This is a genomic window from Amycolatopsis sp. NPDC051102, from assembly GCF_040682815.1.
Lineage (GTDB): Bacteria > Actinomycetota > Actinomycetes > Mycobacteriales > Pseudonocardiaceae > Amycolatopsis.
The window spans coordinates 328753-352885 of record NZ_JBFBBT010000004.1 but is presented as its reverse complement, the minus strand read 5'-3'; the positions used below and the strand labels follow the sequence as shown (position 1 = coordinate 352885).

The following is a 24133-nucleotide window of genomic DNA, read 5'->3' as shown; positions in this document are numbered from 1 at the left end:
GTAAGGAACCGTGAAGGCTCTCGTCCCGGCCGCCAGCGCCGGAGCGGGGGCCTTCACGGCGTTCCGCGCCGGCACCACCGGGCCCGGTGGTGCTGACCGGACCGGGGCCCGGCCCGGCCGCTACCATCGCTTCCCGGGTGCGGTCGGGAGCGGAAGGCGGACGGGGCGTGGACGTGGCGAGTCCTGCGCACGCCGCCACGGCACCGGCACCCCGGCAGGCCACCCGCCCGATGCTGCGCTGGAGCGTGCACGCCGGCTGGGTGCTGCTGCTCGCGCTGGCCACCGAATTCCGCGTCGGCCGCTTCGGCTTCCACCCCTCCGACCAGGGCTTCATCCTCGCCCAGGCGTGGCGCGTGCTGCACGGCGAAGTCCCGCACGCCGACATCATCTCCGCCCGCCCGCTCGGGTCCGCGGTGCTGCACGTCGCCGACTACGCCCTGCCGATGCCGCTGTTCTTCGGGTCGAGCTTCCTGTCCATGATCGAGATCATCGTGGCGACGATCGCGTTCGCGACGCTGGTCACGCGGCGCCGGGTGCTCGGCTGGGGCCCGGGGATGACGGCGATGGTCGCGGCGGCGTCGCTGATCAACCTCAACGCCTTCCCGCTGATGGCCTGGCACACCGTGGACGGCATCGCGCTCACCGCGTGCGGCGCGTGGGCGCTGGACGCCGGCCTGAGCGGCGGTCGCGCGCTCGCCCGCCGCGGCGGGCTGGTGCTGCTCGGCAGCGCGGTGTTCGTCAAGCAGAGCTTCGCGCTCGCCGCGGTGATCGCCGTGCTGTGGCTGGTGCTGCACCCGGCCACCCGGACGGGCACGCGCCGCGCGGTCCGGCTGGTCCTCGACCTGCTCGCGCTCGGCGCGCCCGGGCTGGCGTACGTGGCGTGGGTGAGCCTCGGCGGCGGCTTCACGGAGATGGTCGAGCAGCTCACCGGCGGCGTGCCCGCGTACGGCGAGCGGCTGCTCGGGCTGTGGCTCGACGACCCGGAGGTGCTGACCAGGGCACCGGTGCGGGAACTGGCCTTCTTCGCCGCGATCGCCGTGGTGCTGCTGGCCGTGCGGCTGCCCGGCGACCGGCTCGGCGTGGCCGGGCGGGTGGCGTCCTGGGTGCTGGTGCTCGCCGGGGCCGCGGCGGTGGTCTGGACCGTCGTCGACGGCCGGTTCACCGGCTCCTCGCGCTGGGCCGACGTCCTGTGGTGGATCGTCGCGGTCAGCGTGCCGGTGAACGCGGCCGTCCGGCGGAAGGTGCCGTGGGCGGGGCTGCTCGTGCTCGCCACCGGCTTCATGACCAGCCTGTCCTGGGGCAACGACACCCCGACGCTGCTCACCGGCACCCTGGCCCTGACGGCGTTGCTGCTGCTGAGCCACCTGGTCCCGCCGCGGCCCCGGCTCGCCCGGCGCTGGGTGACCGCGACGGCCGGGCTGACCGCGGTCGCCGTGTGCGGCTGGGTCGTCGTCGCGCGGCACGACCAGGCGGCCTACCTCGATCTCGGCCACGACCGGCTGACCGAGGACCTCGGTGCGGTCAGCCCGGCCATGGCCGGCATCCGCACGAACCCGTCGACGTTCCGGTACGTCGAGCAGATCCGCGACTGCGCGGAGCGCTTCCCGGCCCGGCGGACCGCGGTCCTGCCGGACAACGCGTTCGCCTACCCGGCCTTCGGCCTGCGCAACCCGTTCCCGCTGGAGTGGCCGCTGCCGCTGGAGATCGTCGGCGACGCGCCGCAGCGGATGCTGGCGACGGCCGACGCGCTCGACCGCGAAGGCGGCTACCTCGTGCTGTTCCAGACGGTGCCGAGCCGGCTGCTGGCCACGGGCGGCCCGGTGCCGGCGGAGGTGCCCGCCGACACGCCGGTGTTCACCTACCTCGGCTTGGAGACGGCGATCCAGGCCCGGCTGACGGGCCGCGTCGTGACCTGCGGCAGCTTCGTGGGCAAGTACGCGCCCTGACTCAGGACGCCTGCTCGCGGCCCTGCACCAGGTCGAACAACGCCCGGGGGACCTCGCCGTCCCCGAACAGGCTCTCCAGGAGGACGGTTTCGTCGACCGGGTTCGCGCTGCGGGTGAACATGGCCGCCTCGTACTCGGCGATCGCGGCTTCGACGTCGCCGGGGTGCGCGGCGAGGGCCTGGCCGAGCTCGGCGCCGTCGAGCATGGCCAGGTTCGCGCCCTCGCCGTTCGGCGCGGCGAGGTGGGCGGCGTCGCCGACGAGGGTCACGCCCGGCACGCGGTCCCAGCGCAGGCCGACCGGCAACGTGTGGTGCGGCCGCAGGACCGGTGCGGTGTCGGCCTCGGTGATCAGGGCGGTGAGCTCCGGGGCCCAGCCGTCGAACTCCGCCGCGATCCGCGCCGCGGCCGCGGCGGGGTCGGTGAAGTCGATGGCGGCGAACCAGTCGAGCGGGCGGGTGAGCACCACGTAGGCGTGCAGGGTGTCGCCGCTTTCCCGGTGCGCGTTGATCGCCTCGTCCGGCGTCCCGCCGTTGGCGGCCATGGAGCCGCCGCCGACCGCCGCCGCGGTGGCCGGGTGCCGGGTGTCGGCGTCGAACAGGTAGGTCTCGACGAACGCTTCGCCGACGTACTCGGGAGTGACGTCGGTGAGCAGCGGCCGGACCTTCGACCACGCACCGTCGGCGCCGACCAGGAGGTCCGTGACGACGGTGCTCCCGTCGGCGAAGGTGACCTCGTGACGCCCGTCGGCGAGGGTGCGGGCGCCGGTGGCCTTGTGTCCCCAGTGGACAGTGCCGGCCGGGAGCGCGTCGAGCAGGATCCGCCGCAGGTCGGCACGCAGGATTTCCGGGCGGCCGCCGGTGCCGTCGTCGGTCTTCTCGAACAGCAGGGTGCCGTTGCGGTCGAGGATCCGCATCGCCTGGCGGCCCTCCAAGACCAGGCCGCGGAACTCGGCCACCAGCCCGGCCGCTTCGACGGCGAGCTGACCGTTGTAGTCGTGGATGTCGAGCATGCCGCCCTGCGTCCGCGCCATCGGGGAGGACTCCGCCTCGTGGACCTCGGCGCGGATGCCGTGGACGTGCAGGACGCGGGCGAGGGTGAGGCCGCCGAGACCGGCGCCGATGATCGTGACGTGCATGGGTGCTCCTTCGGGTTTCCTGGTGACACCCGAAGCCTGGCGGCGCGCTCTGGCGGACGGCGCACACGGACCTGGTACCCCGCTGGCAGGCGCTGTCAGTCGGGCACCAGGTCGTCCGGGCTGCCGCTCGCCAGCCCGGCGAGGACGTCGAGCGCCGCCGCCAGGGTTTCCACCGGCGGGGCCGACACCGCGAGGCGCACGGCGTTCGGCGCGTGGCCCGGCAGCACCGCGAACGCCGCCGCCGGGGACAGCGCGATCCCGCGGCGCGCCGCGGCCGCCACGAACAGCTCCGCGCGCCACCGCTCCGGCAGTTCCCACCAGCGGTGGTACGACGCGGGATCGCCGCGCAGGCCCGGCAGCTTCGCGGCGACCACCGCGGCCCGCGCGGCGGCGTCCCGGCGTTTGGCGGCCTCGACTTCGGCGAGGGTGCCCGTCACGATCCACCGTGTCGCCGCTTCGACGGCGAAGCGCGACGCCGCCCACCCGCCCGAACGCACCGACGACGCCAGCCGCGCGGTCCACGGCGGCGGCGTCACGAGGAAGCCCGCGGTCAGCCCGGGGGCGACCCGCTTGGACAGGCTGTCGACGAAGACCGTCCGCTCCGGTGCGAAGGCGGCGAACGGCCGGACGTCGTCGCGCAGGAACGCGTAGATGCCGTCTTCGATCACCGGCAGGTCGAGCCGGGCGGCGACGGCGGCCAGCTCTTCCCGGCGCCGCACGGGCATCGTCGTGCCGAGCGGGTTGTGCAGCGTCGGCTGGACGTAGAGCGCGCGCACCGGCCCGGCCGCGGCCAGCGCCGCCGGCACCAGCCCGTCCTCGTCGGTGTCGATCGGCACGAGCTCCACGCCGAGCCGCGCGGCCAGGCCCTTCACCACCGGGTAGGTCAGGGATTCCACCGCGAGCCGCTCCCCCACCGGCACGAACGCGGCGACCGCCGCCGCCAGCGCCTGCCTGCCGTTGCCGGTGAACAGCACCGTCGCCGGGTCCGGCCGCCAGTCGCCGCGGGCGAGCAGGGCCGCGGCCGCCTCCCGGGCCGCCCGGGTGCCCGCGGCGCCGATCGGGTGCAGGGCCGCGGTCAGGACGTCCTCGCGCAGCAACGGTTCCAGCGCGCGGGCCAGCCGCGCGGACTCCCCCGACAGGACGGCGAAGTTGAGCTCGAGGTCGACGCGGGCGTCGCCGGGCTCGGCGAGCGCGGGTTCGGGCGCCGGCTTGGCGGCGCGGACGAACGTGCCGCGGCCGACCTCGCCCACGGCCAGGCCGCGCCGGACGAGCTCGCCGTAGACGCGGGCGGCGGTCGAGCCGGCGATGCCGCGCTGGCGCGCGAACCGGCGCTGGGGCGGCAGCCGGTCGCCGGGCCGGAGGCGGCCGGCTTCGATGTCGGCGGCGATGGCGTCCGCGACGACGCGGTAGTCGTCCATGGCCACCTTCACTTCCGCCGGAAACGCCGTCGGCGGACATGATCCCATCCGGGCTAGATTGAGGCCGGAGGTGTCATGACCGACCAGAACTGGACCGAAGTCGACCACTACCTCGCCGACGCGCTGCTCGCGCCCGACCCCGTGCTCGACACGGCATTGGCCGACGCCGACGCCGCCGGGCTGCCGCACATCGCCGTCGCCCCCAACCAGGGCAAGCTGCTCCACCTGCTGGCCCGGATGGCGGGTGCGCGCACGATCCTCGAGATCGGCACGCTCGGCGGGTACAGCACGATCTGGCTCGCCCGCGCACTGCCGGCCGGCGGCAAGCTGGTGACCTGCGAATACGAACCGAAGCACGCCGAAGTCGCGAAAGCCAACCTGGCCCGCGCCGGGTTCGGCGAGGACGTCGTCGACATCCGGGTCGGCGCCGCGCTCGACACGCTGCCGTCGCTGACCGGGCCGTTCGACTTCGTGTTCATCGACGCCGACAAGGTCAACCTCGCGAACTACGTGCGCGCCACGCTGGAGCTTTCGCGGCCAGGCACCACGATCGTCGTCGACAACGTCGTCCGGCAGGGCCGGGTGGCGGACCCGGGCGACGACGACCCGAACGTCCGCGGTGCGCGGGAGCTGTTCGCCCTGCTCGCCGCCGAGGACCGGATCGACGCGACGGCGGTCCAGACCGTCGGCGGCAAGGGGCACGACGGGTTCGTGCTGGCCCTGGTGCGGTGAGTCAGCGCGGCCGCGCGGCCGCCGTGAACGCGCGCCAGACGTCGGCCGGGACGACGTCGCCGGTCAGCTTCTTGCCGTTCGCGTCCTTGAGGCGGCGCTCGTCGTCGGAGCCGACCCAGACCGCCGTCGCCAGCTGCGGGGTGTAGCCGACGGCCCAGGCGTCCTGGTAGTCCGGGCTGTTGCCGTGCTCGGCCTCGCCGGTTTGCAGCGCCGGGCCGCCGCCGGTGCGCAGGGCCGCGGTGACCTCGCCGGCGACGCGGCGGCTCACGTCGTCACCGCCGAACGCCGGACGGCTGGTGTCCGGGTGTTCCCAGACCACCGCGCCGCTTTCGTCGCGCACCTTCGCCACCAGGTGCGGAGTGGCGCGCCGGCCGTCGGCGGCGAAGGTCCCGTAGGCACCCGCGACGTCGAGCGGCCGCAACGGGTACCGGCCGATCGCGATGCCCGGGCCGATGAGGTAGCCGTCCTTCTCGCGCAGGGTCGGGGCGCCGTCGACGGCGTCCGGGATGCCGGCCTGCCGCGCGGTGTCGCTCAGCGCGTCCGGGCCGAGTTTCTTCGCCAGCCCGGCGAAGGCGCCTTCGGCGTGTTTCACCAGCGCCGTCCGGAGGGTGCACCTCGCCCCGCAGACGTCCGGGTACTGGAAGGTCTCGCCGAGGAACTCGACCTTCGCCGGGGCGGGGACCGGCTGGTCCGGGCGGGCGCCGCCGCGCAGCGCCGCGGCGAAGGTGAACGGCTGGAACGCCGACCCGAGCGCGTGCGGGGTGCTCGCGTAGTCGCGGACACCCTGTTCACCGCCCTGGTAGGCGCGGACGGCCCCGGTCATCGGGTCGACCGCCACGAGCGCGCCCCGGAACTCCGCCGGCTCCCCGGCCAGCCTGTCCCGCAACGCCTTCTTCGCGGCGTCCTGCATGCCGCGGTCCAGCGTCGTCTCGACCGTCATGTTGCCCTGCTGCAGCCGGTTCAGCGGGAAGCCGTCCTGTTCCAGCTCGGCCAGGACCTGCTGCTTGACGTGGAACTCGTCGTAGGTGAGCCGGCCCGCCCGGGTTTCCGACGGCGGCTGGACCTCGGGGCCGGGGTAGGCCATCGGCTCGCCGCTCCGGACGTACCCGCGGCTCACGAGCTTGTCGCGCACGTACTCCCAGCGCCGCGAGGCGTGGATGTCGCCGGAGGCGGCGGGGTCGTGCACCGACGGCGACTGGATCATCCCGGCGAGGAAGGCGGCTTCGCTCCAGTTGATCGAGTTGTCGAGCTTCTTGCCGAAGTAGGCGTTCATCGCCGCGGCGGGCCCGAACGTGCCGCGGCCGAAGGAGATGATGTTGACGTAGCTTTCGAAGATCTGTTCCTTGCTCTGTTCCTGGGTGATCTTCGTGGCCAGCACGAGCTCGGCGAACTTGCGCCCGAGGGTGGCGTCTTCGTCGCCGGTGGACTTCTTGATGTACTGCTGGGTGATCCCGGACCCGCCGCCGACGCCGGTGAGGAACGCGCGGCCGATGCCGGTCGGGTCGAAGCCCTGGTTGTCCCAGAACGTCGGGTCCTCGGTGGCGATGATGGCGTCCCGCAGCTTCGTGGGCACCTGCGCGTAGGGGACGAAACTCCGGTCGCCGTCGGCGGGGATCACTTTGAGCAGCTCGGACCCGTCCGAGTACTGCAGGGCGACGGTCTTGCCGAGCCCGGCCAGGACCTCCTGGGGGCTGCGGACGTCGAGGACGAGGTAGGAGACCCAGAAGGCGATCAGCGGGCCGCCGACGACCACGCCGAGCGTCCAGCCCGCGATCCGCCGCCACTTCCGGGGAGCAGGTGTTTCTTCTTCGTCCTCCGTAGCCAAGGTCACGAACTGATGACGACCGGACGGGTGACGAGGTTCGGTGAAGAAGCAACGGAAGTTGTCAGGATCCTGTCAAGGTTGTCACGAGGGTAGACCCGGATTTCAGGACAGGAAGGCGCGCAGCAGCGACGCCGTGCCCTCGATGTGCTCGGCCATCGCCTGCCGGGCGGCGGGCGCGTCGCCGGCCAGTATCGCGTCGACGATGGCTTCGTGCTGGGCGTTCGAGTGCTCGAGGTTGGGCGGCAGCAGCGGGATGCGGTCGAGCAGCTGGTTGACGCGGGTGCGGGCGTCGGCCATCGCGGTGGTCAGCGAGCCGGACGCGGTCACCTCGGCGATGGCCAGGTGCAACCGGGAGTCCTTGCGGCGGTAGTCGTCGAGTTCCGCGCTCGCGGCCTCGGCGAGCGTGCCGGTGAGGTGCTGCCGGTCGGCGGGGCTCAGCGACCGGGCGGCGGCCATCTCCGCGGCGCCGGTCTCGAGGACGTACCGCAGGCTCAGCGCGTCTTCCAGGGCGACGGCGTCGACCTTGCCGTCGGGTTCGGGCGGTCCGGGCAGGCTCTCGTTCACGAAGGTGCCGCCGTAGCGGCCCCGGCGTGACTCGACGTAACCGGCGTCGGAGAGCGCGCGAATGGCCTCGCGCAGCGTGACGCGGCTGACGCCGAGCCGTTCGGCGAGCTCCCGTTCGGACGGCAGCCGGTCCCCGGCGCCGACGACGCCCAGCCGGATGGCCTGCAGCAGCCGCTCGACGGTTTCCTCGAAGGCGTTGCCGGCGCGGACCGGCCGGAACAGCGCTTCGCCGGCATTCACCACCGAGGTCGACTCCATCCCGCGAGTCTAGGCCGCGATCCGGCCGCGCCCTGCGACCGGACACCGCGACGGTCAGTGTTCACCAGGGTACTTTCCGCATCGTCGGAGTGGCCAGCGCAGGCCCGCGTCGTCACAGTGTGTTCGCGGTCCGGAAAACCGGTGGAACCGGACGGGCACGGTCGGCGACGATGGGGTCACCGACACCGAACATCGACGCAGGGGGCGATCCGGTGCACTTCCTGATGGCCGAGGATCTGGTCCACGAACGAGAGGGCGAGCTGCGCCACGGCGTGCGCAACCGCCCACCGGGCCGGGCCACGCCGAGACGCCGAACGGGCACGAGGAGACAGCAGCTCGGGTGGACGCTGGTCGAGGTCGGCCTGCGGCTGGCGGCCGAGCCGGACGACCGGGAGGGCTGAGACCGGGGCCTGCAGAGGCGGGACCGGGCGAAGCGGCACTGACCGGGCGGCTCGGGTCGGGCCGTTGAGCGAGGTCCGCACCGGCGACCACCGCCCGGCGCCCGCCGGTCAGCACTCGATGACGTTCACCGCCAGGCCGCCGCGGGCGGTTTCCTTGTACTTCACGCTCATGTCCGCGCCCGTCTCGCGCATCGTCTTGATCGCCTTGTCCAGCGTCACCACGTGGCTTCCGTCGCCGCGCATGGCCATCCTGGCCGCGTGGATCGCCTTGGACGCTCCCACCGCGTTGCGCTCGATGCACGGGATCTGGACCAGGCCGCCCACCGGGTCGCACGTCAGGCCCAGGTGGTGCTCCACCCCGATCTCCGCCGCGTTCTCGACCTGGGCCGGCGTGCCGCCGAGGACCTCGGTCAGGCCCGCCGCCGCCATCGCCGAGGCCGAGCCCACCTCACCCTGGCAGCCCACTTCCGCGCCCGAGATCGAGCCCGTCTGCTTGAGGATCGAGCCGATCGCGGCCGCCGTGAGCAGGAACGTCACGATTCCGTCGTCCGACGAATGCCGGATGAAGCGCTGGTAGTAGTGCAGCACCGCGGGGATGATGCCGGCCGCGCCGTTCGTCGGGGCCGTCACCACGCGGCCGCCCGCCGCGTTCTCCTCGTTGACCGCCAGCGCGTACAGGCTCACCCAGTCCATCGCGTACAACGGGTCGTCCGCGCCGTCCTCGGCCAGCAGCTTTTCGTGCAACGCGCGCGCCCGCCGCGGGACCTTCAGGCCGCCCGGTAACACACCCTCGTGGGTACAGCCGTTGCGGACGCACTCCGCCATGACCGCCCAGATGTCCAGCAGACCGGACCGCACCTCTTCGCGAGACCGCCACGACAGCTCGTTCGCCAGCATGATCTCGCTGATCGGCAACCCGGTCCGCTCGCAGTGCCCGAGGAGGTCCGCGCCGGTGCGGAACGGGTACGGCACCGGCGTCGAGTCTTCGACGAACACCGTGTCCGTCTCGTACGACTCGTCGCGGACGAACCCGCCACCCACCGAGTAGTACGTCCGCTCGCGCAGCAGCGAACCGGACGCGTCGAACGCGCGGAACACCATGCCGTTCGGGTGTGCGGGCAAGGACTTGCGCCGGTGCATCGTGAGGTCGGTGTCCTCGTCGAACGCGATCTCGTGCGTGCCGGCCAGCAGCAGCCTGCCGGACTCGCGGATCTCCGCGACACGCACCGGCACGGTGTCCGTGTCGATCTGTTCGGGACGCTCACCCGACAGCCCGAGCAGGACCGCTTTGTCGCTGCCGTGGCCGAAACCGGTCGCGCCGAGCGAGCCGAACAGCTCCGCCTGGACGCGGGACACCGAGGCGAGGTCGTCGCCCAGTCCGTCCACAAAGGTCAGTGCCGCCCGCATCGGCCCGACGGTGTGGGAGCTCGACGGGCCGATGCCGATGGAAAACAGGTCGAAGACGCTGATCGCCATTGATCCGCCCCTTCCTATCGGGCCAGCAGTGAGCTGGCCTCTTGCGAAGCCGGGCCCTGGTCGGCGAGGTGGGCCAGGTTCTCCGGCAGCTCTTCTCCACGGTAACGCTTGGTCTGGGCGTAGAGCCGTCCGGCGCGGTACGACGACCGCACCAACGGCCCCGCCATCACACCCGCGAACCCCATCGCCTCGGCCGCCTTGGAATGCTCCACGAACTCCTCCGGCTTCACCCACCGATCCACCGGATGATGCCGCGGCGAAGGACGCAGATACTGCGTGATCGTCAAGATCTCGCACCCCGCATCCACCAGATCCTGCATCGCCGGAGCCACCTCATCCGGCGTCTCACCCATCCCCAGGATCAGGTTCGACTTCGTCACCAACCCCGCCTCACGCGCCGCCGTGATGACCTCCAACGACCGCGCATACCGAAACCCCGGACGAATCCGCTTGAAAATCCGCGGCACCGTCTCCACGTTGTGCGCCAACACCTCAGGCCGCGACCCGAACACCTCAGCCAACTGGGCCGGGTCCGCGTTGAAGTCCGGAATCAGCAACTCCACGCCGGTACCGGGGTTGAGAGCGTGAATCTGACGCACGGTCTCGGCGTACAGCCACGCGCCGCCGTCGGGAAGGTCATCACGAGCCACACCGGTAACCGTCGAATACCGCAACCCCATGGCCTGCACCGACTCCGCGACCTTCCGCGGCTCGGTGCGGTCGAGAGCGGCGGGCTTGCCGGTGTCGATCTGACAGAAGTCACACCGGCGCGTGCACTGATCCCCACCGATCAGGAATGTCGCCTCCCGGTCCTCCCAGCACTCATAAATGTTGGGACAACCAGCCTCTTCACAAACCGTGTGCAAACCTTCGCGGCGCACGAGACCCTTGAGCTCGGTGAACTCCGGACCCATCCGCACCCGCGTCTTGATCCACGACGGCTTCTTCTCGATCGGCGTCTCACTGTTGCGAACCTCGAGACGCAACAGCTTCCGGCCCTCGGGCGACGCGCTCATCGCGAAAGGTCCGCGTACAGCGGGTGCTTCTTGGCCAGGGTCTCGACGCGGTCGCGCAGCTTGGACCGCAGGGCGTCGTCGAAGTCCGGCTTGAGGGCTTCGGCAATGACGTCGGCGACCTCGGCGAAGTCGTCGGCCTGGAAGCCGCGGGTGGCCAGGGCCGGCGTGCCGATCCGGAGGCCGGAGGTGATCATCGGCGGGCGCGGGTCGAACGGGACGGCGTTGCGGTTGACCGTGATGCCGACCTCGTGCAGCCGGTCCTCGGCCTGCTGACCGTCCAGGGTGGACTGGACCAGGTCGACCAGGACCAGGTGGACGTCGGTGCCGCCGGTCAGCACCCGCACCCCGGCGTCAGCGCAGTCCGCCTGCGACAGCCGCGCGGCCAGGATCCGCGAACCTTCGAGGGTGCGCTCCTGACGCTCGCGGAACTCGTCGCTCGCGGCGATCTTCAGCGCGACGGCCTTGGCCGCGATGACGTGCTCGAGCGGTCCGCCCTGCTGGCCGGGGAACACCGCCGAGTTGATCTTCTTCGCCAGCTCCTCGCGGCACAGGATCAGGCCGCCGCGCGGGCCGCCGAGGGTCTTGTGCGTGGTCGTGGTGACGATGTCGGCGTGCGGCACCGGCGACGGGTGCAGCCCGGCCGCGACCAACCCGGCGAAGTGCGCCATGTCGACCATCAGGCGAGCGCCCACGAGGTCGGCGATGCGGCGGAACTCGGCGAAGTCGAGCTGACGCGGGTACGCCGACCAGCCGGCGATGATCAGCTTCGGCTGGTGCTCGACGGCCAGGCGCTCGATCTCGGCGAGATCGACGATCCCGGTCTCCTTGTCGACGTGGTAGGCGACGACGTTGTACAGCTTGCCCGAGAAGTTGATCTTCATCCCGTGCGTCAGGTGACCGCCGTGCGCCAGGTCGAGGCCGAGGATGGTGTCGCCCGGCTTGAGCACGGCGAACATCGCGGCCGCGTTGGCCTGCGCGCCCGAGTGCGGCTGGACGTTGGCGTGCTCGGCGCCGAAGAGGGCCTTCGCGCGGTCGATCGCCAGCTGCTCGACGACGTCGACGTGCTCGCAGCCGCCGTAGTAGCGACGGCCCGGGTACCCCTCGGCGTACTTGTTGGTCAGCACCGAGCCCTGCGCCTCGAGCACGCCCACCGGGGCGAAGTTCTCGGACGCGATCATTTCCAGGGTCGACTGCTGCCGGTTCAGCTCGTCCGCGACGGCCGCGGCGACCTCGGGGTCGACTTCGGACAGGTGCTGGTCGAAAGTCGTCATCAGTTCTCCTGGGTGAGCTGGGCGTACGCGGCGGCGTCGAGCAGCTCCGGGACGTCGCCCGTGAGCCGCACCTTCAGGAGCCATCCTTCGGTGTACGGGTCGGAGTTGATGACCTCGGGGGTGTCCGATGTGGTGCCGTTCACCTCGACGACCTCGCCGGAGACGGGCGCGTACAGCTCGCTGACCGACTTGGTCGACTCGACCTCGCCGAACACCTCGCCGGCGCTGATCGCCGAGCCGGCGTCCGGCAGCTGGACGAACACGATGTCACCGAGCGATTCGGCGGCGAAGGCGGTGATGCCGACGGTGGCGATGCCGTCCTCGACCTTCAGCCACTCGTGTTCCTTCGTGTACTGCAGGTTCTCGGGGATGCTCACAGCTGGGGAGTCCTTTACGCGCGGGAGTAGAAGGGCAGGGCGACGACCTCGACGGGCTCGATCCTGCCCCGGATGTCGACGGAGAGCTCGGTGCCGGGCTCGGCGTACGCCCGATCGACGTACGCCATGGCGATCGGGTAACCCAGCGTGGGCGACAGCGCGCCGCTGGTGACCTCGCCGATCTCGGTGCCGTCGGCCAGCACCGCGTAGCCGTGCCGGGGAGCACGGCGGCCGGCTCCGCGAAGACCGACCCGCACGCGCGGGACGTCCTGCTTCGACCGCTCTTCCAGGGCAGCGCGGCCGACGAAGTCGCCCGGCTTCTCGAACTTGACCACGCGGCCGAGGCCGGCCTCGAACGGGCTCTGCCCGACGGTGAGTTCGTTGCCGTACAGCGGCATCCCGGCTTCGAGACGCAGCGTGTCGCGGCAGGCCAGGCCGGCCGGGACCAGCCCGTGCGGCTCGCCGGCCTCCAGCAGCAGGCGCCACAACGCGGGCGCCTCGTCGGCGTCGACGAACAGCTCGAAGCCGTCCTCGCCGGTGTAGCCGGTGCGGGCGAGCAGGACGTCGTGGCCCTTCACCGACGCCGGGACGCTGGCGTAGTACTTCAGCGCGTCCAGGTCGGCGTCGGTGACCGCGCCGAGGATCTCGACGGCCTTCGGGCCCTGGACGGCGATCAGCGCGGTGGTCTCGGACCGGTCGTCCACGACCGCGTCGAAGCCCGCGACCCGCTCGGCGAGGGCGTCGGCGACGACCTGCGCGTTGCCCGCGTTCGCGACGACCAGGTAGTGCTCGTCGGCCAGCCGGTAGACGACCAGGTCGTCGAGGACACCGCCCTCGGCGTTGCAGATCATCGTGTACCGCGCCCGGCCCGGCTTGACCCCGGTGAGGTTGCCGACCAGCGCGAAGTCCAGGACGTCGGCCGCCTGCTGGCCGGTGACGTGGATTTCGGCCATGTGCGAGAGGTCGAACAGCCCGGCCGCCTCGCGGACGGCCTTGTGCTCGGCCAGCTCGCTGGCGTAGCGGACCGGCATGGACCAGCCGGCGAAGTCGGTGAACAGCGCACCGAGTCCCTTGTGGACTCCGTGCAGGGAGGTCTCTCGTGACACGGGTTCAGCCTTCGTAAGCGTTGAGGGGCGGGCAGGAGCACACGAGGTTACGGTCGCCGCGGGCGCCGTCGATGCGACGCACCGGGGGCCAGTACTTGTTCTTGCGCGACACCCCGGCCGGGAAGACGGCCAGCTCGCGGCTGTAGGGCTTGTCCCACTCCCCGACCAGCGTCTCCGCGGTGTGCGGGGCGCCCCGCAGCGGCGACTCCTCCGCACTCCACTTGCCGCCGGCGACCTCGTCGATCTCGGCGCGGATGGCGATCATCGCGTCGCAGAACCGGTCGATCTCGCCGAGGTCCTCGGACTCGGTCGGCTCGACCATCAGCGTGCCCGCGACCGGGAACGACATGGTCGGCGCGTGGAAGCCGTAGTCGATGAGCCGCTTCGCGACGTCGTCGACCGTCACGCCGGTCTCCTTGGTGAGCTGCCGCAGATCGAGGATGCATTCGTGGGCGACCAGGCCGTCCTGGCCCGTGTAGAGCACCGGGTAGTGCGGGGCCAGCCGCGAAGCGACGTAGTTCGCGGCCAGCACGGCGACCTTCGTGGCCGCGGTCAGGCCGGGCGCGCCCATCATCCGGACGTAAGCCCAGGAGATCGGCAGGATCGAGGCCGAGCCGTAGGGCGCGCCGCTGATCGGGCCGACGCCGGTTTCCGGGCCGGCCGCGTCCAGCAGCGGGTGGTTCGGCAGGTAGGGCGCGAGGTGGGCGCGCACCGCGACCGGGCCGACGCCGGGGCCGCCACCGCCGTGCGGGATGCAGAACGTCTTGTGCAGGTTCAGGTGCGAGACGTCGCCGCCGAACTCGCCCGGCTTGGCCAGGCCGAGCAGGGCGTTGAGGTTCGCGCCGTCGACGTACACCTGGCCGCCGCCGTCGTGGACGATCTTGGCCAGCTCGTCGATGTCGTGCTCGTACACGCCGTGCGTGGACGGGTAGGTGACCATGATCGCGGCGAGCGTGTCCCGGTGGGCGTCCACCTTGGCCCGCAGGTCGGCGAGGTCGACGTTGCCCTCGTCGGTGCACTTCACCACGACCACGCGCATCCCGGCGAGCACCGCGGAGGCGGCGTTCGTGCCGTGCGCGGACGACGGGATCAGGCAGACGTCCCGGGCCTCGTCGCCGTTCGCGCGGTGGTAGGCGCGGATCGCGAGGAGACCGGCGAGCTCGCCCTGGCTGCCCGCGTTCGGCTGCAGCGACACCTTGTCGTAGCCGGTGACCTCGGCCAGCCACTCGGCCAGCTGCGCGACGAGGACGTGGTAGCCCTCGGCGTCCTCGGCCGGGGCGAACGGGTGGATGCCCGCGAACTCGCGCCAGCTGATCGGCTCCATCTCGGTGGTGGCGTTCAGCTTCATCGTGCAGGAGCCGAGCGGGATCATGCCGCGGTCGAGGGCGTAGTCCTGGTCGGACAGCCGGCGCAGGTAGCGCAGCATCGCCGTCTCCGAGCGGTGGGTGCCGAAGACCTCGTGGCCCATGAAGCCGGTCTCGCGGGCCAGGCCGTTCGGCAGCGCGACACCGTCCTGGACGTCCTCTTCCACCCCGAACGCCCTCAGCACCTTCGCCGCGATCGCGGGGGTGCTGACCTCGTCGAAGGCGACGCGGACGTGGTCGGCGTCGACGTGCCCGAGGTTGATCCCGGCCGCGCGGGCGGCCGCGTGGACCTCGGCGGCCTGGCCGGGCACGTGCGCGACGACGGTGTCGAAGAAGGACTCGTGCACGACCTCGACGCCGGTCTTGCGCAGGGCGCCGGCGAAGCCCGCGGCGAGGCCGTGGACGCGCTGGGCGATCTTCTTCAGGCCGTCCGGACCGTGGTAGACCGCGTACATCGCGGCCAGCACGGCCGGGAGGACCTGCGCGGTGCAGATGTTCGACGTCGCCTTTTCGCGGCGGATGTGCTGCTCACGCGTCTGCAGCGCGAGCCGGTAGGCGGAGTTGCCGTCGGCGTCGACCGAGACGCCGACCAGGCGCCCGGGCAGCGAGCGCTCGAGGCCGGCGCGGACGGACATGTACCCGGCGTGCGGGCCGCCGTAGCCGAGCGGGACGCCGAAGCGCTGCGTCGAGCCCGCGGCGACGTCGGCACCGAGCTCGCCGGGCGCGGTGACCAGGGTCAGCGCGAGGAGGTCGGCGGCGACGGTGAACAGCGCGCCCGCGGCCTTCGCCGACTCGGAAATCGCGTGGTAGAAGCCGCGGCCGCGCAGCACGCCGGACGCGCCGGGGTACTGGACGACGACGCCGAAGAAGTCCTCGGGCAGGCCGGTCAGCAGGTCGCGGACCTCGACCTCGATGCCCAGGGCCTCGACGCGGGTGCGCACGACGGCGATGGTCTGCGGCAGGCATTCGGCGTCGAGGACGACCTTGTTCGACTTGGACTTCGACGCCCGGCGCATCAGCGTGACGGCTTCGGCGACGGCGGTCGACTCGTCCAGCAGCGAGGCGTTCGCGGTGGCCAGGCCGGTCAGGTCGGCGACCATGGTCTGGAAGTTGAGGAGGGCTTCGAGCCGGCCCTGGGAGATTTCCGGCTGGTAGGGCGTGTACGCGGTGTACCAGGCCGGGTTCTCGAGCACGTTGCGGCGGATCACGCCGGGGGTGACGGTGTCGGAGTAGCCCAGGCCGATCATCTGCGTCATCGGCCGGTTGCGCGCGGCGAGGGCGCGTAGCTCCGCGGTGGCCTCTTCTTCGGACGCGGCGGGCGGCAGCCGCAGGTCACGGGTGGCGCGGATGGCGCTCGGGACGGCGGCCCCGACGAGGGCGTCCAGGCTGCCGTAGCCGCACTCGGCCAGCATCTTCGCGCGTTCGGCCTCGGACGGGCCGATGTGGCGGGCGTCGAACTGCGTTGAAGTGATGGGGAGCTCCTCGGGCCGGGCACCGGACAGAACGGTGCGCTGGGAACTCCCCCTCTGTCATGGCACCTGAGAGTTTCACCGTGTGCGACACGGCTTTCACCTTGGGTGAGGCGCGGGTGCGCCTGCTTTCCAGAGTGGCCTCGCGCGAAGCGGTAGCAGGTACCTGAGAGATTCCGGGGAGTTTGCTCCTTCGGTGCCCCACCGACTTCGTGAGGGCTCTCCCGCCTCGGCTCTACGGCCCGATCTGCAGTTGTGACGGTCACGGTACCCGGCGCTTCGGGCGCGCGTCTACGTCACCCGGGCAACACCACATCAACCTTCGACCGCGGCTCGACGCACGACGCTCCCGGCCAGCGCCGGCGGGCGGCGGACCCGGCCCGAGGGCAGGACCAGGCGTTTCAGCGGGCCGCCGAGCGGGACCGGCGGCAGGCCCGCGCCGAGCAGGACCTGTTCCACGATCTGCTCGGCGTGCCAGGCCACCGAGTCGTTGAGCCGGTCCAGCGAGGGGCGGTCGCCGTCGAAGACGTCCTCGTCGGCCAGGGTGACCTCGAAGTACGCGCAGCCCGGCGGGACCGAGATCGCTTCTTCGATCGCCCGCGCACCCTCCTCGGGGTCGGCGAACCCGGCTTCGAGCAGCGGGCCGCGGTAGATCCGGGCCGCGCGGGCCCGCATGCGCGGGCCGTAGCGGACCACGACCGGGAGCCGTCCGGTCAGGTCGGGCACGGCCAGGCCGTGCAGCAGCATGATCGGCGGCACCGAGTGCACCAGCCGCGGCGCGGGTCCGGCCAGCTCGCGGGCGGTGACCCGGACCCGGTCGGCCATCGCGTCGGGCAGGCCGAAGTAGCGGAAGTCGACGTTGCCGAACCCGAGCCCGTCGGCGACCAGCGAGGCCAGCAGCTCGCCGTAGCCCCAGATCGGCGACAGCACGACCACCGGCGGCGCGGCGACCACCGGCGTCGGCACGGGCGGCCGCGTGGCCTCCTGCTCCGGCACCTGGATCACCAGCCGCGGCGGTTCGTGCCAGTCGTGCACCTCCGCGACCCGCCAGTACAGCCCGAGCGGCCGCCACAGCTCCCCGAGGACGTCGTGCTCGATGATGCGGCGCACCTCGGCGTCGTCGTGGGGGAAGTCCCGCGGCGGCACGATCCCGACGTAGTGGTGGTAGGTGACGCGGACCTCGTCGCCGCGGGTGGCCGAGCGGATCCGCATCTCCCAGTCGACCGGCGACGCGGCGATGGCGTTGGCCACCTGCGTGCCGGGCGAGGAGTAGACGAGCGCGGTGGCCTGCCGGAGGAACTGCCCGGCCCGGTCGATGCCCTCCCGCAGCGCCTTCGCCGCCTGCGCGACGTGCACCGGGCCGGCGAGCGAGTCGGGCAGGACACCGGCGACGCGCAGCAGCTCGGCCTCGCTGAGCCCGGTGACCTCGGCCAGCTGCGCCCAGTGGTCGAAAACGGTCACCTTCGGCGCGTGCCGGTGCTCGATCCAGCTGCGCAGCGTCGACGTCGGAACGCCGACGCGTCGCGCGGCCTCGTCCAGGGAGAGCCCGCGGGAGCGGAGACCGGCCCGGACCGCTTCCGCCCACTCGTCGGCGCGCCAGTGCGTCACCTCACAAAGCTAACGAAACCCGCTAGCTTTGCGCAGGGACAACTCGCCCACGGCACTCCGACGCTGGTCACCATGACCACCACCGTCATCGCCCTGACCCTGATCGTCGGCGTGCTCACCTTCGCCGCCGGGGCCTTCCTGGCCTCCGAGATCGCCGTCCGCGTGCTGCGCCGCCGCGAACAGCTCCTCTCCGAGGAACGCAAGCGGCTCAACGCCGCCTGGAAGTTCCTGAAGGAGGTCTACGGCGTCAAGAAACCGACGCGCCGTTAGAACGTGGCGATCGGGTTGACCGGGCTGCCGGACGTGCCGGCGAAGCGGACCGGAGCGACGGCGAGCTGGAAGTCCCACTGACCGAGGTCGGCGGCCGTCGCCGCGCACGCCTCGAGGTCGCAGTTGTCGAGCAGCCACAAGCCCATCGCTACGAGGCCGACGGTGTGCACCGGCATGGCGAGGTCGTCGTACCCCGACGGCTGAACGTCCTGGGGAGTGTCGGCGCCGATCAGCGCGACGCCCCGCTCGTGCAGCCACGGCAGGCAGGACGCGTGCCAGCCGGCCTGCGTGACACCGCCGGACGCCCCGGCCTCGTGCCGGACGCGGCCGTAGCCGGTCCGCAGGAGTACCGCGTCGCCGGAGCGCACCCGGACGCCCTGGCGGCGCTCGGCCTCCTCGAGGTCGTCGGGGAACACACCGTCACCCGGTTCCAGCGACGGCACACCGCGGACCTTCGCGACGTCCAGCAGGACACCGCGCGTGACGATCCCGTTCGCCGCCGCCGTGACGGCTCCCCACGCCGATCCCGTCGCGGCGTCGACCAGCGAGTGCGGCCGCCCGTTGTACATCCTGCCGTCCCAGAAGATGTGACACGGCGAGTCGACGTGGGTGATCGTGTTGCCGTGGAACAGGATGCCGAGCCGCTCGTTCGCGTAGCCCCAGTGCGGGTCGTTGCGGAACCCGGGCAGCGGCATGTTCTCCGCACCCGGCATGTCGGCGAAGCGCGGGCACGTCGTCGTCGACCGCTCCATCTCTTCGGGTACGGCCACCTCCCACGCGCACGACACAGCCCGGCCGTGGCGCACGGCCCGCGCCGCCGCCAGCCGGACGTCGTCGGTGATGTGGTTCAGCGTGCCGAGCTCGTCGTCGTCGCCCCACCGCCCCCAGTTCGACAGCGTTTCGAAGTACCCGAGCACGTCGTCCTGGCTGGGCACCGGCCGCTCTTCCGTCACCGCACCACCATGTCAGAGCGGGGTGACGTACGCCCCGGAGATGCCGCCGTCGACCAGGAACTGGGACGCCGTGATGAAGCTGGCGTCGTCGCTGGCCAGGAACGCGACCGCGGCCGCGATCTCCTCCGGCTCGGCGAACCGGCCGACCGGCACGTGCACCAGGCGCCGCGCCGCGCGTTCCGGGTCCTTCGCGAACAGCTCCTTCAGCAGCGGGGTGTTCACCGGGCCGGGGCACAGCGCGTTGACGCGGATGTTCTCCCGCGCGAACTGGATGCCGAGCTCGCGGCTCATCGCAAGCACGCCGCCCTTGGACGCGGTGTAGGAGATCTGCGACGTCGCCGCGCCCATCACGGCCACGAACGACGCCGTGTTGACGATCGAGCCCTTGCCCTGGCGCTGCATGTGCGACAGGACGGCCTTGCAGCACAGGTACACCGACGTCAGGTTGACGCGCTGGACCCGCTCCCACGCCTCGATGCCGGTGGTCAGGATGGAGTCGTCCTCCGGCGGCGAGATGCCGGCGTTGTTGAAGGCGACGTCGACCGCGCCGAACTGCTCGACCGTGCTGTGGAACAGGTTCTCGACCTGCTCGGCGTCGGTGACGTCGGTCTGGACGAACGCGCCGCCGATCTCGTCGGCGGCCGCCTTCCCCTCCACGGGCGAGAGGTCCGCGATGACGACCTTCGCCCCTTCGCTCGCCAGGCGCCGGGCCGAGGCGAGCCCGATGCCGCTCGCGCCGCCGGTGACGACCGCGACGCGGCCTTCGAAACGCTGGACCATTACTCCTCCGTGCTCAGAAAGACGTTCTTGGTTTCGGTGAACGCCGCCGCGGCGTCGGGCCCCAGCTCGCGGCCGAGGCCGGACTGCTTGAAGCCGCCGAACGGCGTCCAGTAGCGCACCGACGAGTGCGAGTTCACCGAGAGGTTGCCGGATTCGACGCCGCGCGCGACCCGGAACGCGCGGCCGGCGTCGCGGGTCCAGATCGACCCGGACAGGCCGTACTCGGTCGCGTTGGCCATCCGGATCGCGTCGGCCTCCTCCGCGAACGGCACGACCGCGACGACCGGGCCGAAGACCTCTTCCGCCGCGGCCGGGTGCCGCAGGTCGGGCGGGGTGAGGACGGTCGGCGGGAACCAGAAGCCGCGGCCGGCGGGCGCGGTGCCGCGGAACGCGACGGGCGCGTCCTCCGGCACGTAGGAGGCGACCTTCTCCCGGTGCGCGGCCGAGATCAGCGGGCCCATCTCGGTCTTCTCGTCGGCCGGGTCGCCGACGACGACGCCGTGCACCGCGGGTTCCAGCAGTTCCATGAAGCGGTCGTACACGCTCGCCTGCACGAGGATCAGCGACCGCGCGCAGCAGTCCTGGCCGGCGTTGTCGAAGACGCCGTAGGGCGCGGTCGCCGCGGCTTTCTCCAGGTCGGAGTCGGCGAAGACGATGTTGGCGTTCTTGCCGCCCAGCTCCAGCGTCACGCGCTTCACCTGCGCCGCGCAGCCCGCCATGATCTGCCTGCCGACCTCGGTCGAGCCGGTGAACACGACCTTGCGGACGGTCGGGTGGTCGACGAACCGCTGCCCGACCACGGATCCCTTGCCGGGCAGCACCTGGAAGACGTCCTCGGGGATGCCCGCTTCGCGCGCCAGTTCGGCCAGCCGGATCGCGGTCAGCGGCGTCAGCTCGGCGGGCTTGAGGACGACGGTGTTCCCGGCGGCGAGCGCGGGCGCGAAGCCCCAGCCGGCGATCGGCATCGGGAAGTTCCACGGCACGATCACGCCGACCACGCCCAGGGGTTCGTGGAAGGTGACGTTGATCCCGCCCGGCACCGGGATCTGCTGGCCGAGCAGGCGTTCCGGGGCCGCCGAGTAGTAGTTGAGGACGTCCCGGACGTTGCCGGCCTCCCAGCGGGCGTTGCCGATGGTGTGCCCGGAGTTCTCGACCTCCAGCCGCGCGAGGTGCTCGATGTCGGCCTCGACGGCGCCGGCGAAGCGGCGCAGCAGCCGCGCGCGGTCGCCGGGGGTGACGTCGCGCCACGCCGGGAACGCCGCGTGCGCGCGGGCGATCGCCGCGTCGGTCTCCTCGGCGCTCGTCAGCGGGACCGCCCGCACCACCTCCTCGGTGGCGGGGTTCAGGACGTCGAAGGTGGTGGTCATGGCCTCTCCTTGCTCGCTTCGACGAGGGCGGCGAACAGCCGGACGTCGTCGCTGTCCTGCTCGGGGTGCCACTGGACGCCCAGCGTGAACTCCCCCGGCACCTCGGCGGCTTCGACCGTGCCGTCGGCGGCCCAGCCGACCGCTTCCAGGCCGGCGCCGAGCCGGTCGATCGCCTGGTGGTGGTAGCACAGGGTCTTGGTCTCGGGCCCGAGGATCGACGCCGCCCGGCTGCCTTCGGCGAGGGTGACCGTGCCCCGGCCGAACGTCGCCGGGGCGGGCTGGTGCTCGGTCGACTGCGTGGCCTCCGGCAGGTGCTGGACCAGCGTGCCGCCGAGGGCGACGCTCATCACCTGCAGGCCGCGGCACACGCCGAGCACCGGCTTGCCCGCCCGGCGCGCGGCCTCGAACAGGCCGAACTCGAAGGCGTCCCGCTCCGGCCGGGTGTAGGTCGACGGGTGCGGCTCCTGGCCGTAGCGGCCGGGCTCGACGTCGGCGCCGCCGGTGAGGACCAGGCCGTCCACTGTGGACATGAGCCGGTCGTGCGCGCCGGACACCGGCGGCAGCAGCACCGGGATGCCGCCCGCCGCGACGACGCAGTCGACGTAGAAGCGGTGCAGGAGGACGGCCTCGGTCTCCCAGACCCCGAACTTCGCGGGTTCGAGGTAGCTGGTGAGGCCGATGACGGGTTCAGAGGCGCTCGAAGCCACGGACGAGCTCCCAGTCGGTGACGGCGGCGTTGTAGGCGTCGATCTCGATCTTCGCCGCGTTCAGGTAGTGGTCGACGACGTCGTCGCCGAAGGCCGCGCGCGCCAGGTCGCTGCCGTCCAGGGCCGCGGCGGCCTCGGGCAGCGTCGTCGGCACGGTGTCCCGGTCGGAGTGGTAGGCGTTGCCGGTGAACGGCTCCTCCAGCTCCAGCTCGTTCTCGATGCCGTGCAGGCCGGCGGCGATCAGCGCGGCGACGGCGAGGTAGGGGTTGACGTCCCCGCCCGGCACCCGGTTCTCCACGCGCAGCGACTCGCCGTGCCCGACGACCCGCAGCGCGCACGTGCGGTTGTCGGTGCCCCACGCGATCGCGGTCGGCGCGAAGCTGCCGGGCACGAACCGCTTGTAGGAGTTGATGTTCGGGGCGAAGAAGTAGGTGAGCTCGTGCAGCCCGGCGAGCTGGCCGGCGAGGAACTGCTCCATCAGCCGCGAGAAGCCGTGCTCGCCGTCACCGGCCAGGACGGCCCGGCCCTCGGTCGAGCGCAGGCTGATGTGGATGTGGCAGGAGTTGCCTTCGCGCTCGTTGTACTTCGCCATGAAGGTGAGGCTCTTGCCCTCCTGCGCGGCGATCTCCTTGGCGCCGTTCTTGTAGACGCTGTGGTTGTCGCACGTGCTCAGGGCGTCGGTGTAGCGGAAGGCGATCTCCTGCTGGCCGGGGTTGCACTCGCCCTTGGCGGACTCCGGGTAGAGCCCGGCGCCGGCCATGTCGTTGCGGATCCGGCGCAGCAGCGGCTCCAGCCGCGCGGTGCCGAGCATCGAGTAGTCGACGTTGTACTGGTTGGCGGGCTTGAGGCCGTGGTAGCGCTTGTCCCAGGCGGCCTCGTAGGTGTCGTCGAAGACGATGAACTCCAGCTCGGTGCCGACGTGGGCGGTGAGCCCGCGCTCGGCGAGGCGCTCGAGCTGGCGGCGCAGGATCTGGCGCGGCGACACCGAGACCGGGCCGCCCTGCACGCGCTCGACGTCGGCGAGGACCAGCGCGGTGCCCTCGTGCCACGGGATCTCCCGCAGCGTCTCGAGGTCGGGGCGGAGCACGAAGTCGCCGTACCCGCTGTCCCAGGAGGAGAGCGCGTAGCCCTCGACGGTGTTCATGTCGACGTCGACGGCGAGCAGGTAGTTGCAGGCTTCGGTGGCGTGGCCGACGACCTCGTCCAGGAAGTACTCGGCCGAGCAGCGCTTGCCCTGCAGCCTGCCCTGCATGTCGGTGAGCGCGACGAGCACCGTGTCGATCGTGCCCGCGTCCACGCGCGCCCGGAGTTCGTCGAGCGTGAGCATGCCTCGCCTGCGTGCCATCCGTCGCCCCAAAGGTTTGGTATGAATCCTTTGCCGGTCCTTCCTACCCGGTGAGCCGGACGCGGTCAACCCGAGAAAAGGTATCTTTTTGAACCTTTAGGGTGGCGGCCGGATTGTCCGGCTTGCCCGGCTGAGAAGAGTCTGTGAATCCGCGCGCGCGGGAGGAAACCGGGGCCCCCGCACGTTGAACGGGGCAAGAGAGGTGAGATCGATGACCACAGCATTCACGCAGCAGAGCACGATCGGACAGCAGCAGGCCCGGCCCCAGCTGCCGACCCTGCCCACCGGCTGGCCGATCGGTTCGTACGAGTCCTACGAGCAGGCACAGCGCGCGGTCGACCACCTCGCGGGCACCGACTTCCCCGTCACCGACGTCACGATCGTGGGCGTGGAGCCGATGCTCGTCGAGCGGATCGCGGGCCGGATGTCGTGGGGCAAGGTCCTCGGCAGCGCGGCGACGTCCGGTGCGCTGTTCGGCCTGTTCCTCGGCCTGATGCTCAGCCTGCTCAACCCGGGCGCCGGCCTCGTCCCGATCGTCATCGGCCTGGTCGCCGGGCTCGGCTTCAACCTGCTCTTCGGCGCACTGGGCTACGCGGTGAACCGGAACAAGCGCGGGTTCGTCTCCCAGAGCCAGCTGGTGGCCCGCCGCTACGACGTCCTGTCGCAGCCCCGCAACGCCGAGAAGGGCCGCGCACTGCTGGCGGACCTCGCGGCCCGCAGCGCCTTCGGCCACTGACCCGCGGAT

Annotated in this window: 21 protein-coding genes and 1 riboswitch; of the genes, 5 read left to right on the top strand and 16 right to left on the bottom strand. The window is 72.0% G+C overall.

What is annotated here, in order from left to right; genetic code table 11:
* The first annotated feature begins 167 nt into the window (after window positions 1–167).
* Entirely contained in the window at window positions 168–1946 is a 1779-nt protein-coding gene (locus AB0M93_RS16035) for a hypothetical protein (RefSeq protein ID WP_364273754.1), read from the top strand.
* Window position 1947: 1 nt separating this feature from the next.
* On the opposite strand, the gene AB0M93_RS16030 is transcribed toward AB0M93_RS16035, so the two are convergent.
* The gene (locus tag AB0M93_RS16030) at window positions 1948–3081 is read right to left on the bottom strand and encodes an NAD(P)/FAD-dependent oxidoreductase (protein WP_364273752.1); all 1134 of its coding nucleotides are present in this window, start codon (window positions 3079–3081) and stop codon (window positions 1948–1950) included.
* A 95-nt stretch (window positions 3082–3176) separates the two neighbouring features.
* Window positions 3177–4499, bottom strand: a complete 1323-nt coding sequence (locus AB0M93_RS16025) for a PLP-dependent aminotransferase family protein (RefSeq protein ID WP_364273749.1) — start codon at window positions 4497–4499, stop codon at window positions 3177–3179.
* A 75-nt stretch (window positions 4500–4574) separates the two neighbouring features.
* On the opposite strand from AB0M93_RS16025, the gene AB0M93_RS16020 reads away from it, so the two are divergent.
* Window positions 4575–5231, top strand: coding sequence for an O-methyltransferase (locus AB0M93_RS16020; protein ID WP_364273747.1), 657 nt, complete (start codon window positions 4575–4577; stop codon window positions 5229–5231).
* A gap of 1 nt (window position 5232) precedes the next feature.
* Here the strand turns inward: AB0M93_RS16020 and AB0M93_RS16015 are convergent, their stop codons facing one another.
* Both AB0M93_RS16015 and AB0M93_RS16010 read right to left on the bottom strand, forming a co-directional pair.
* Window positions 5233–7062: a transglycosylase domain-containing protein gene (locus tag AB0M93_RS16015; protein ID WP_364273744.1), complete on the bottom strand. Its 1830-nt coding sequence runs from the start codon at window positions 7060–7062 to the stop codon at window positions 5233–5235.
* Window positions 7063–7158: 96 nt separating this feature from the next.
* Window positions 7159–7878, bottom strand: a complete 720-nt coding sequence (locus tag AB0M93_RS16010) for a GntR family transcriptional regulator (protein WP_364273741.1) — start codon at window positions 7876–7878, stop codon at window positions 7159–7161.
* A 170-nt stretch (window positions 7879–8048) separates the two neighbouring features.
* Between AB0M93_RS16010 and AB0M93_RS16005 the strand changes: the two genes are divergently transcribed.
* Window positions 8049–8279 carry a hypothetical protein gene (locus AB0M93_RS16005; RefSeq protein ID WP_364273739.1) on the top strand — a complete coding sequence of 77 codons (231 nt, stop codon included), beginning with the start codon at window positions 8049–8051 and terminating at the stop codon, window positions 8277–8279.
* Between the two features lie 108 nt (window positions 8280–8387).
* On the opposite strand, the gene AB0M93_RS16000 is transcribed toward AB0M93_RS16005, so the two are convergent.
* The 7 genes from AB0M93_RS16000 to AB0M93_RS15970 all read right to left on the bottom strand — a co-directional run bounded on the left by AB0M93_RS16000 (window position 8388) and on the right by AB0M93_RS15970 (window position 17966).
* Window positions 8388–9755, bottom strand: coding sequence for an L-serine ammonia-lyase (locus AB0M93_RS16000; protein ID WP_364273736.1), 1368 nt, complete (start codon window positions 9753–9755; stop codon window positions 8388–8390).
* A 14-nt stretch (window positions 9756–9769) separates the two neighbouring features.
* Window positions 9770–10771, bottom strand: a complete 1002-nt coding sequence (lipA, locus tag AB0M93_RS15995) for a lipoyl synthase (RefSeq protein ID WP_364273734.1) — start codon at window positions 10769–10771, stop codon at window positions 9770–9772.
* Window positions 10768–12042: a serine hydroxymethyltransferase gene (glyA, locus tag AB0M93_RS15990; protein WP_364273731.1), complete on the bottom strand. Its 1275-nt coding sequence runs from the start codon at window positions 12040–12042 to the stop codon at window positions 10768–10770. Before glyA ends, lipA begins: the two co-directional genes overlap by 4 nt.
* Window positions 12042–12419 (bottom strand): glycine cleavage system protein GcvH, encoded by a 378-nt coding sequence (gcvH, locus tag AB0M93_RS15985; protein ID WP_364273728.1) that lies wholly within the window; start codon window positions 12417–12419, stop codon window positions 12042–12044. Before gcvH ends, glyA begins: the two co-directional genes overlap by 1 nt.
* Window positions 12420–12433: 14 nt before the next feature.
* On the bottom strand, window positions 12434–13525 hold the full coding sequence (gene gcvT / locus AB0M93_RS15980; protein ID WP_364273725.1) for a glycine cleavage system aminomethyltransferase GcvT: 1092 nt from the start codon (window positions 13523–13525) through the stop codon (window positions 12434–12436).
* 4 nt (window positions 13526–13529) lie between these two features.
* Window positions 13530–16361 (bottom strand): aminomethyl-transferring glycine dehydrogenase, encoded by a 2832-nt coding sequence (gene gcvP, locus AB0M93_RS15975; RefSeq protein ID WP_364274352.1) that lies wholly within the window; start codon window positions 16359–16361, stop codon window positions 13530–13532.
* A 44-nt stretch (window positions 16362–16405) separates the two neighbouring features.
* A riboswitch (glycine riboswitch) is annotated at window positions 16406–16504 on the bottom strand.
* A gap of 169 nt (window positions 16505–16673) precedes the next feature.
* Window positions 16674–17966, bottom strand: coding sequence for a helix-turn-helix transcriptional regulator (locus AB0M93_RS15970; protein ID WP_364273722.1), 1293 nt, complete (start codon window positions 17964–17966; stop codon window positions 16674–16676).
* Between the two features lie 72 nt (window positions 17967–18038).
* On the opposite strand from AB0M93_RS15970, the gene AB0M93_RS15965 reads away from it, so the two are divergent.
* Window positions 18039–18236 (top strand): hypothetical protein, encoded by a 198-nt coding sequence (locus tag AB0M93_RS15965; RefSeq protein ID WP_364273719.1) that lies wholly within the window; start codon window positions 18039–18041, stop codon window positions 18234–18236.
* On the opposite strand, the gene AB0M93_RS15960 is transcribed toward AB0M93_RS15965, so the two are convergent.
* Genes AB0M93_RS15960 through AB0M93_RS15940 form a run of 5 tightly spaced genes read right to left on the bottom strand, consistent with a single transcriptional unit; the run spans window position 18233 to window position 23370 of the window.
* Window positions 18233–19189, bottom strand: coding sequence for a cyclase family protein (locus AB0M93_RS15960; protein WP_364273716.1), 957 nt, complete (start codon window positions 19187–19189; stop codon window positions 18233–18235). The genes AB0M93_RS15965 and AB0M93_RS15960 overlap by 4 nt on opposite strands.
* Window positions 19190–19201: 12 nt before the next feature.
* Window positions 19202–19969 (bottom strand): 3-oxoacyl-ACP reductase, encoded by a 768-nt coding sequence (locus tag AB0M93_RS15955; RefSeq protein WP_364273713.1) that lies wholly within the window; start codon window positions 19967–19969, stop codon window positions 19202–19204.
* The gene (locus AB0M93_RS15950; RefSeq protein WP_364273710.1) at window positions 19969–21336 is read right to left on the bottom strand and encodes an aldehyde dehydrogenase family protein; all 1368 of its coding nucleotides are present in this window, start codon (window positions 21334–21336) and stop codon (window positions 19969–19971) included. Before AB0M93_RS15950 ends, AB0M93_RS15955 begins: the two co-directional genes overlap by 1 nt.
* A complete protein-coding gene (locus tag AB0M93_RS15945) occupies window positions 21333–22043 on the bottom strand; it encodes a gamma-glutamyl-gamma-aminobutyrate hydrolase family protein (protein ID WP_364273707.1) in 711 nt (236 codons plus the stop codon). The genes AB0M93_RS15950 and AB0M93_RS15945 overlap by 4 nt, the downstream gene beginning before the upstream one ends.
* On the bottom strand, window positions 22024–23370 hold the full coding sequence (locus AB0M93_RS15940) for a glutamine synthetase family protein (RefSeq protein WP_364274349.1): 1347 nt from the start codon (window positions 23368–23370) through the stop codon (window positions 22024–22026). Before AB0M93_RS15940 ends, AB0M93_RS15945 begins: the two co-directional genes overlap by 20 nt.
* A 229-nt stretch (window positions 23371–23599) precedes the next feature.
* On the opposite strand from AB0M93_RS15940, the gene AB0M93_RS15935 reads away from it, so the two are divergent.
* Window positions 23600–24124: a general stress protein gene (locus AB0M93_RS15935; protein ID WP_364273704.1), complete on the top strand. Its 525-nt coding sequence runs from the start codon at window positions 23600–23602 to the stop codon at window positions 24122–24124.
* Window positions 24125–24133: the final 9 nt, after the last annotated feature.

Bases quoted from the DNA above. Each gene is read 5' to 3' on its own strand.
- glyA (WP_364273731.1), bottom strand. From the start codon at position 12,042: ATGACGACTTTCGACCAGCACCTGTCCGAAGTCGACCCCGAGGTCGCC.
- AB0M93_RS15935 (WP_364273704.1), top strand. From the start codon at position 23,600: ATGACCACAGCATTCACGCAGCAGAGCACGATCGGACAGCAGCAGGCC.
- AB0M93_RS15965 (WP_364273719.1), top strand. From the start codon at position 18,039: ATGACCACCACCGTCATCGCCCTGACCCTGATCGTCGGCGTGCTCACC.
- AB0M93_RS16030 (WP_364273752.1), bottom strand. From the start codon at position 3,081: ATGCACGTCACGATCATCGGCGCCGGTCTCGGCGGCCTCACCCTCGCC.
- AB0M93_RS15940 (WP_364274349.1), bottom strand. From the start codon at position 23,370: ATGCTCACGCTCGACGAACTCCGGGCGCGCGTGGACGCGGGCACGATC.
- AB0M93_RS16005 (WP_364273739.1), top strand. From the start codon at position 8,049: ATGGGGTCACCGACACCGAACATCGACGCAGGGGGCGATCCGGTGCAC.
- AB0M93_RS16000 (WP_364273736.1), bottom strand. From the start codon at position 9,755: ATGGCGATCAGCGTCTTCGACCTGTTTTCCATCGGCATCGGCCCGTCG.
- lipA (WP_364273734.1), bottom strand. From the start codon at position 10,771: ATGAGCGCGTCGCCCGAGGGCCGGAAGCTGTTGCGTCTCGAGGTTCGC.
- AB0M93_RS15955 (WP_364273713.1), bottom strand. From the start codon at position 19,969: ATGGTCCAGCGTTTCGAAGGCCGCGTCGCGGTCGTCACCGGCGGCGCG.
- AB0M93_RS15950 (WP_364273710.1), bottom strand. From the start codon at position 21,336: ATGACCACCACCTTCGACGTCCTGAACCCCGCCACCGAGGAGGTGGTG.
- AB0M93_RS16010 (WP_364273741.1), bottom strand. From the start codon at position 7,878: ATGGAGTCGACCTCGGTGGTGAATGCCGGCGAAGCGCTGTTCCGGCCG.
- AB0M93_RS16020 (WP_364273747.1), top strand. From the start codon at position 4,575: ATGACCGACCAGAACTGGACCGAAGTCGACCACTACCTCGCCGACGCG.
- AB0M93_RS16025 (WP_364273749.1), bottom strand. From the start codon at position 4,499: ATGGACGACTACCGCGTCGTCGCGGACGCCATCGCCGCCGACATCGAA.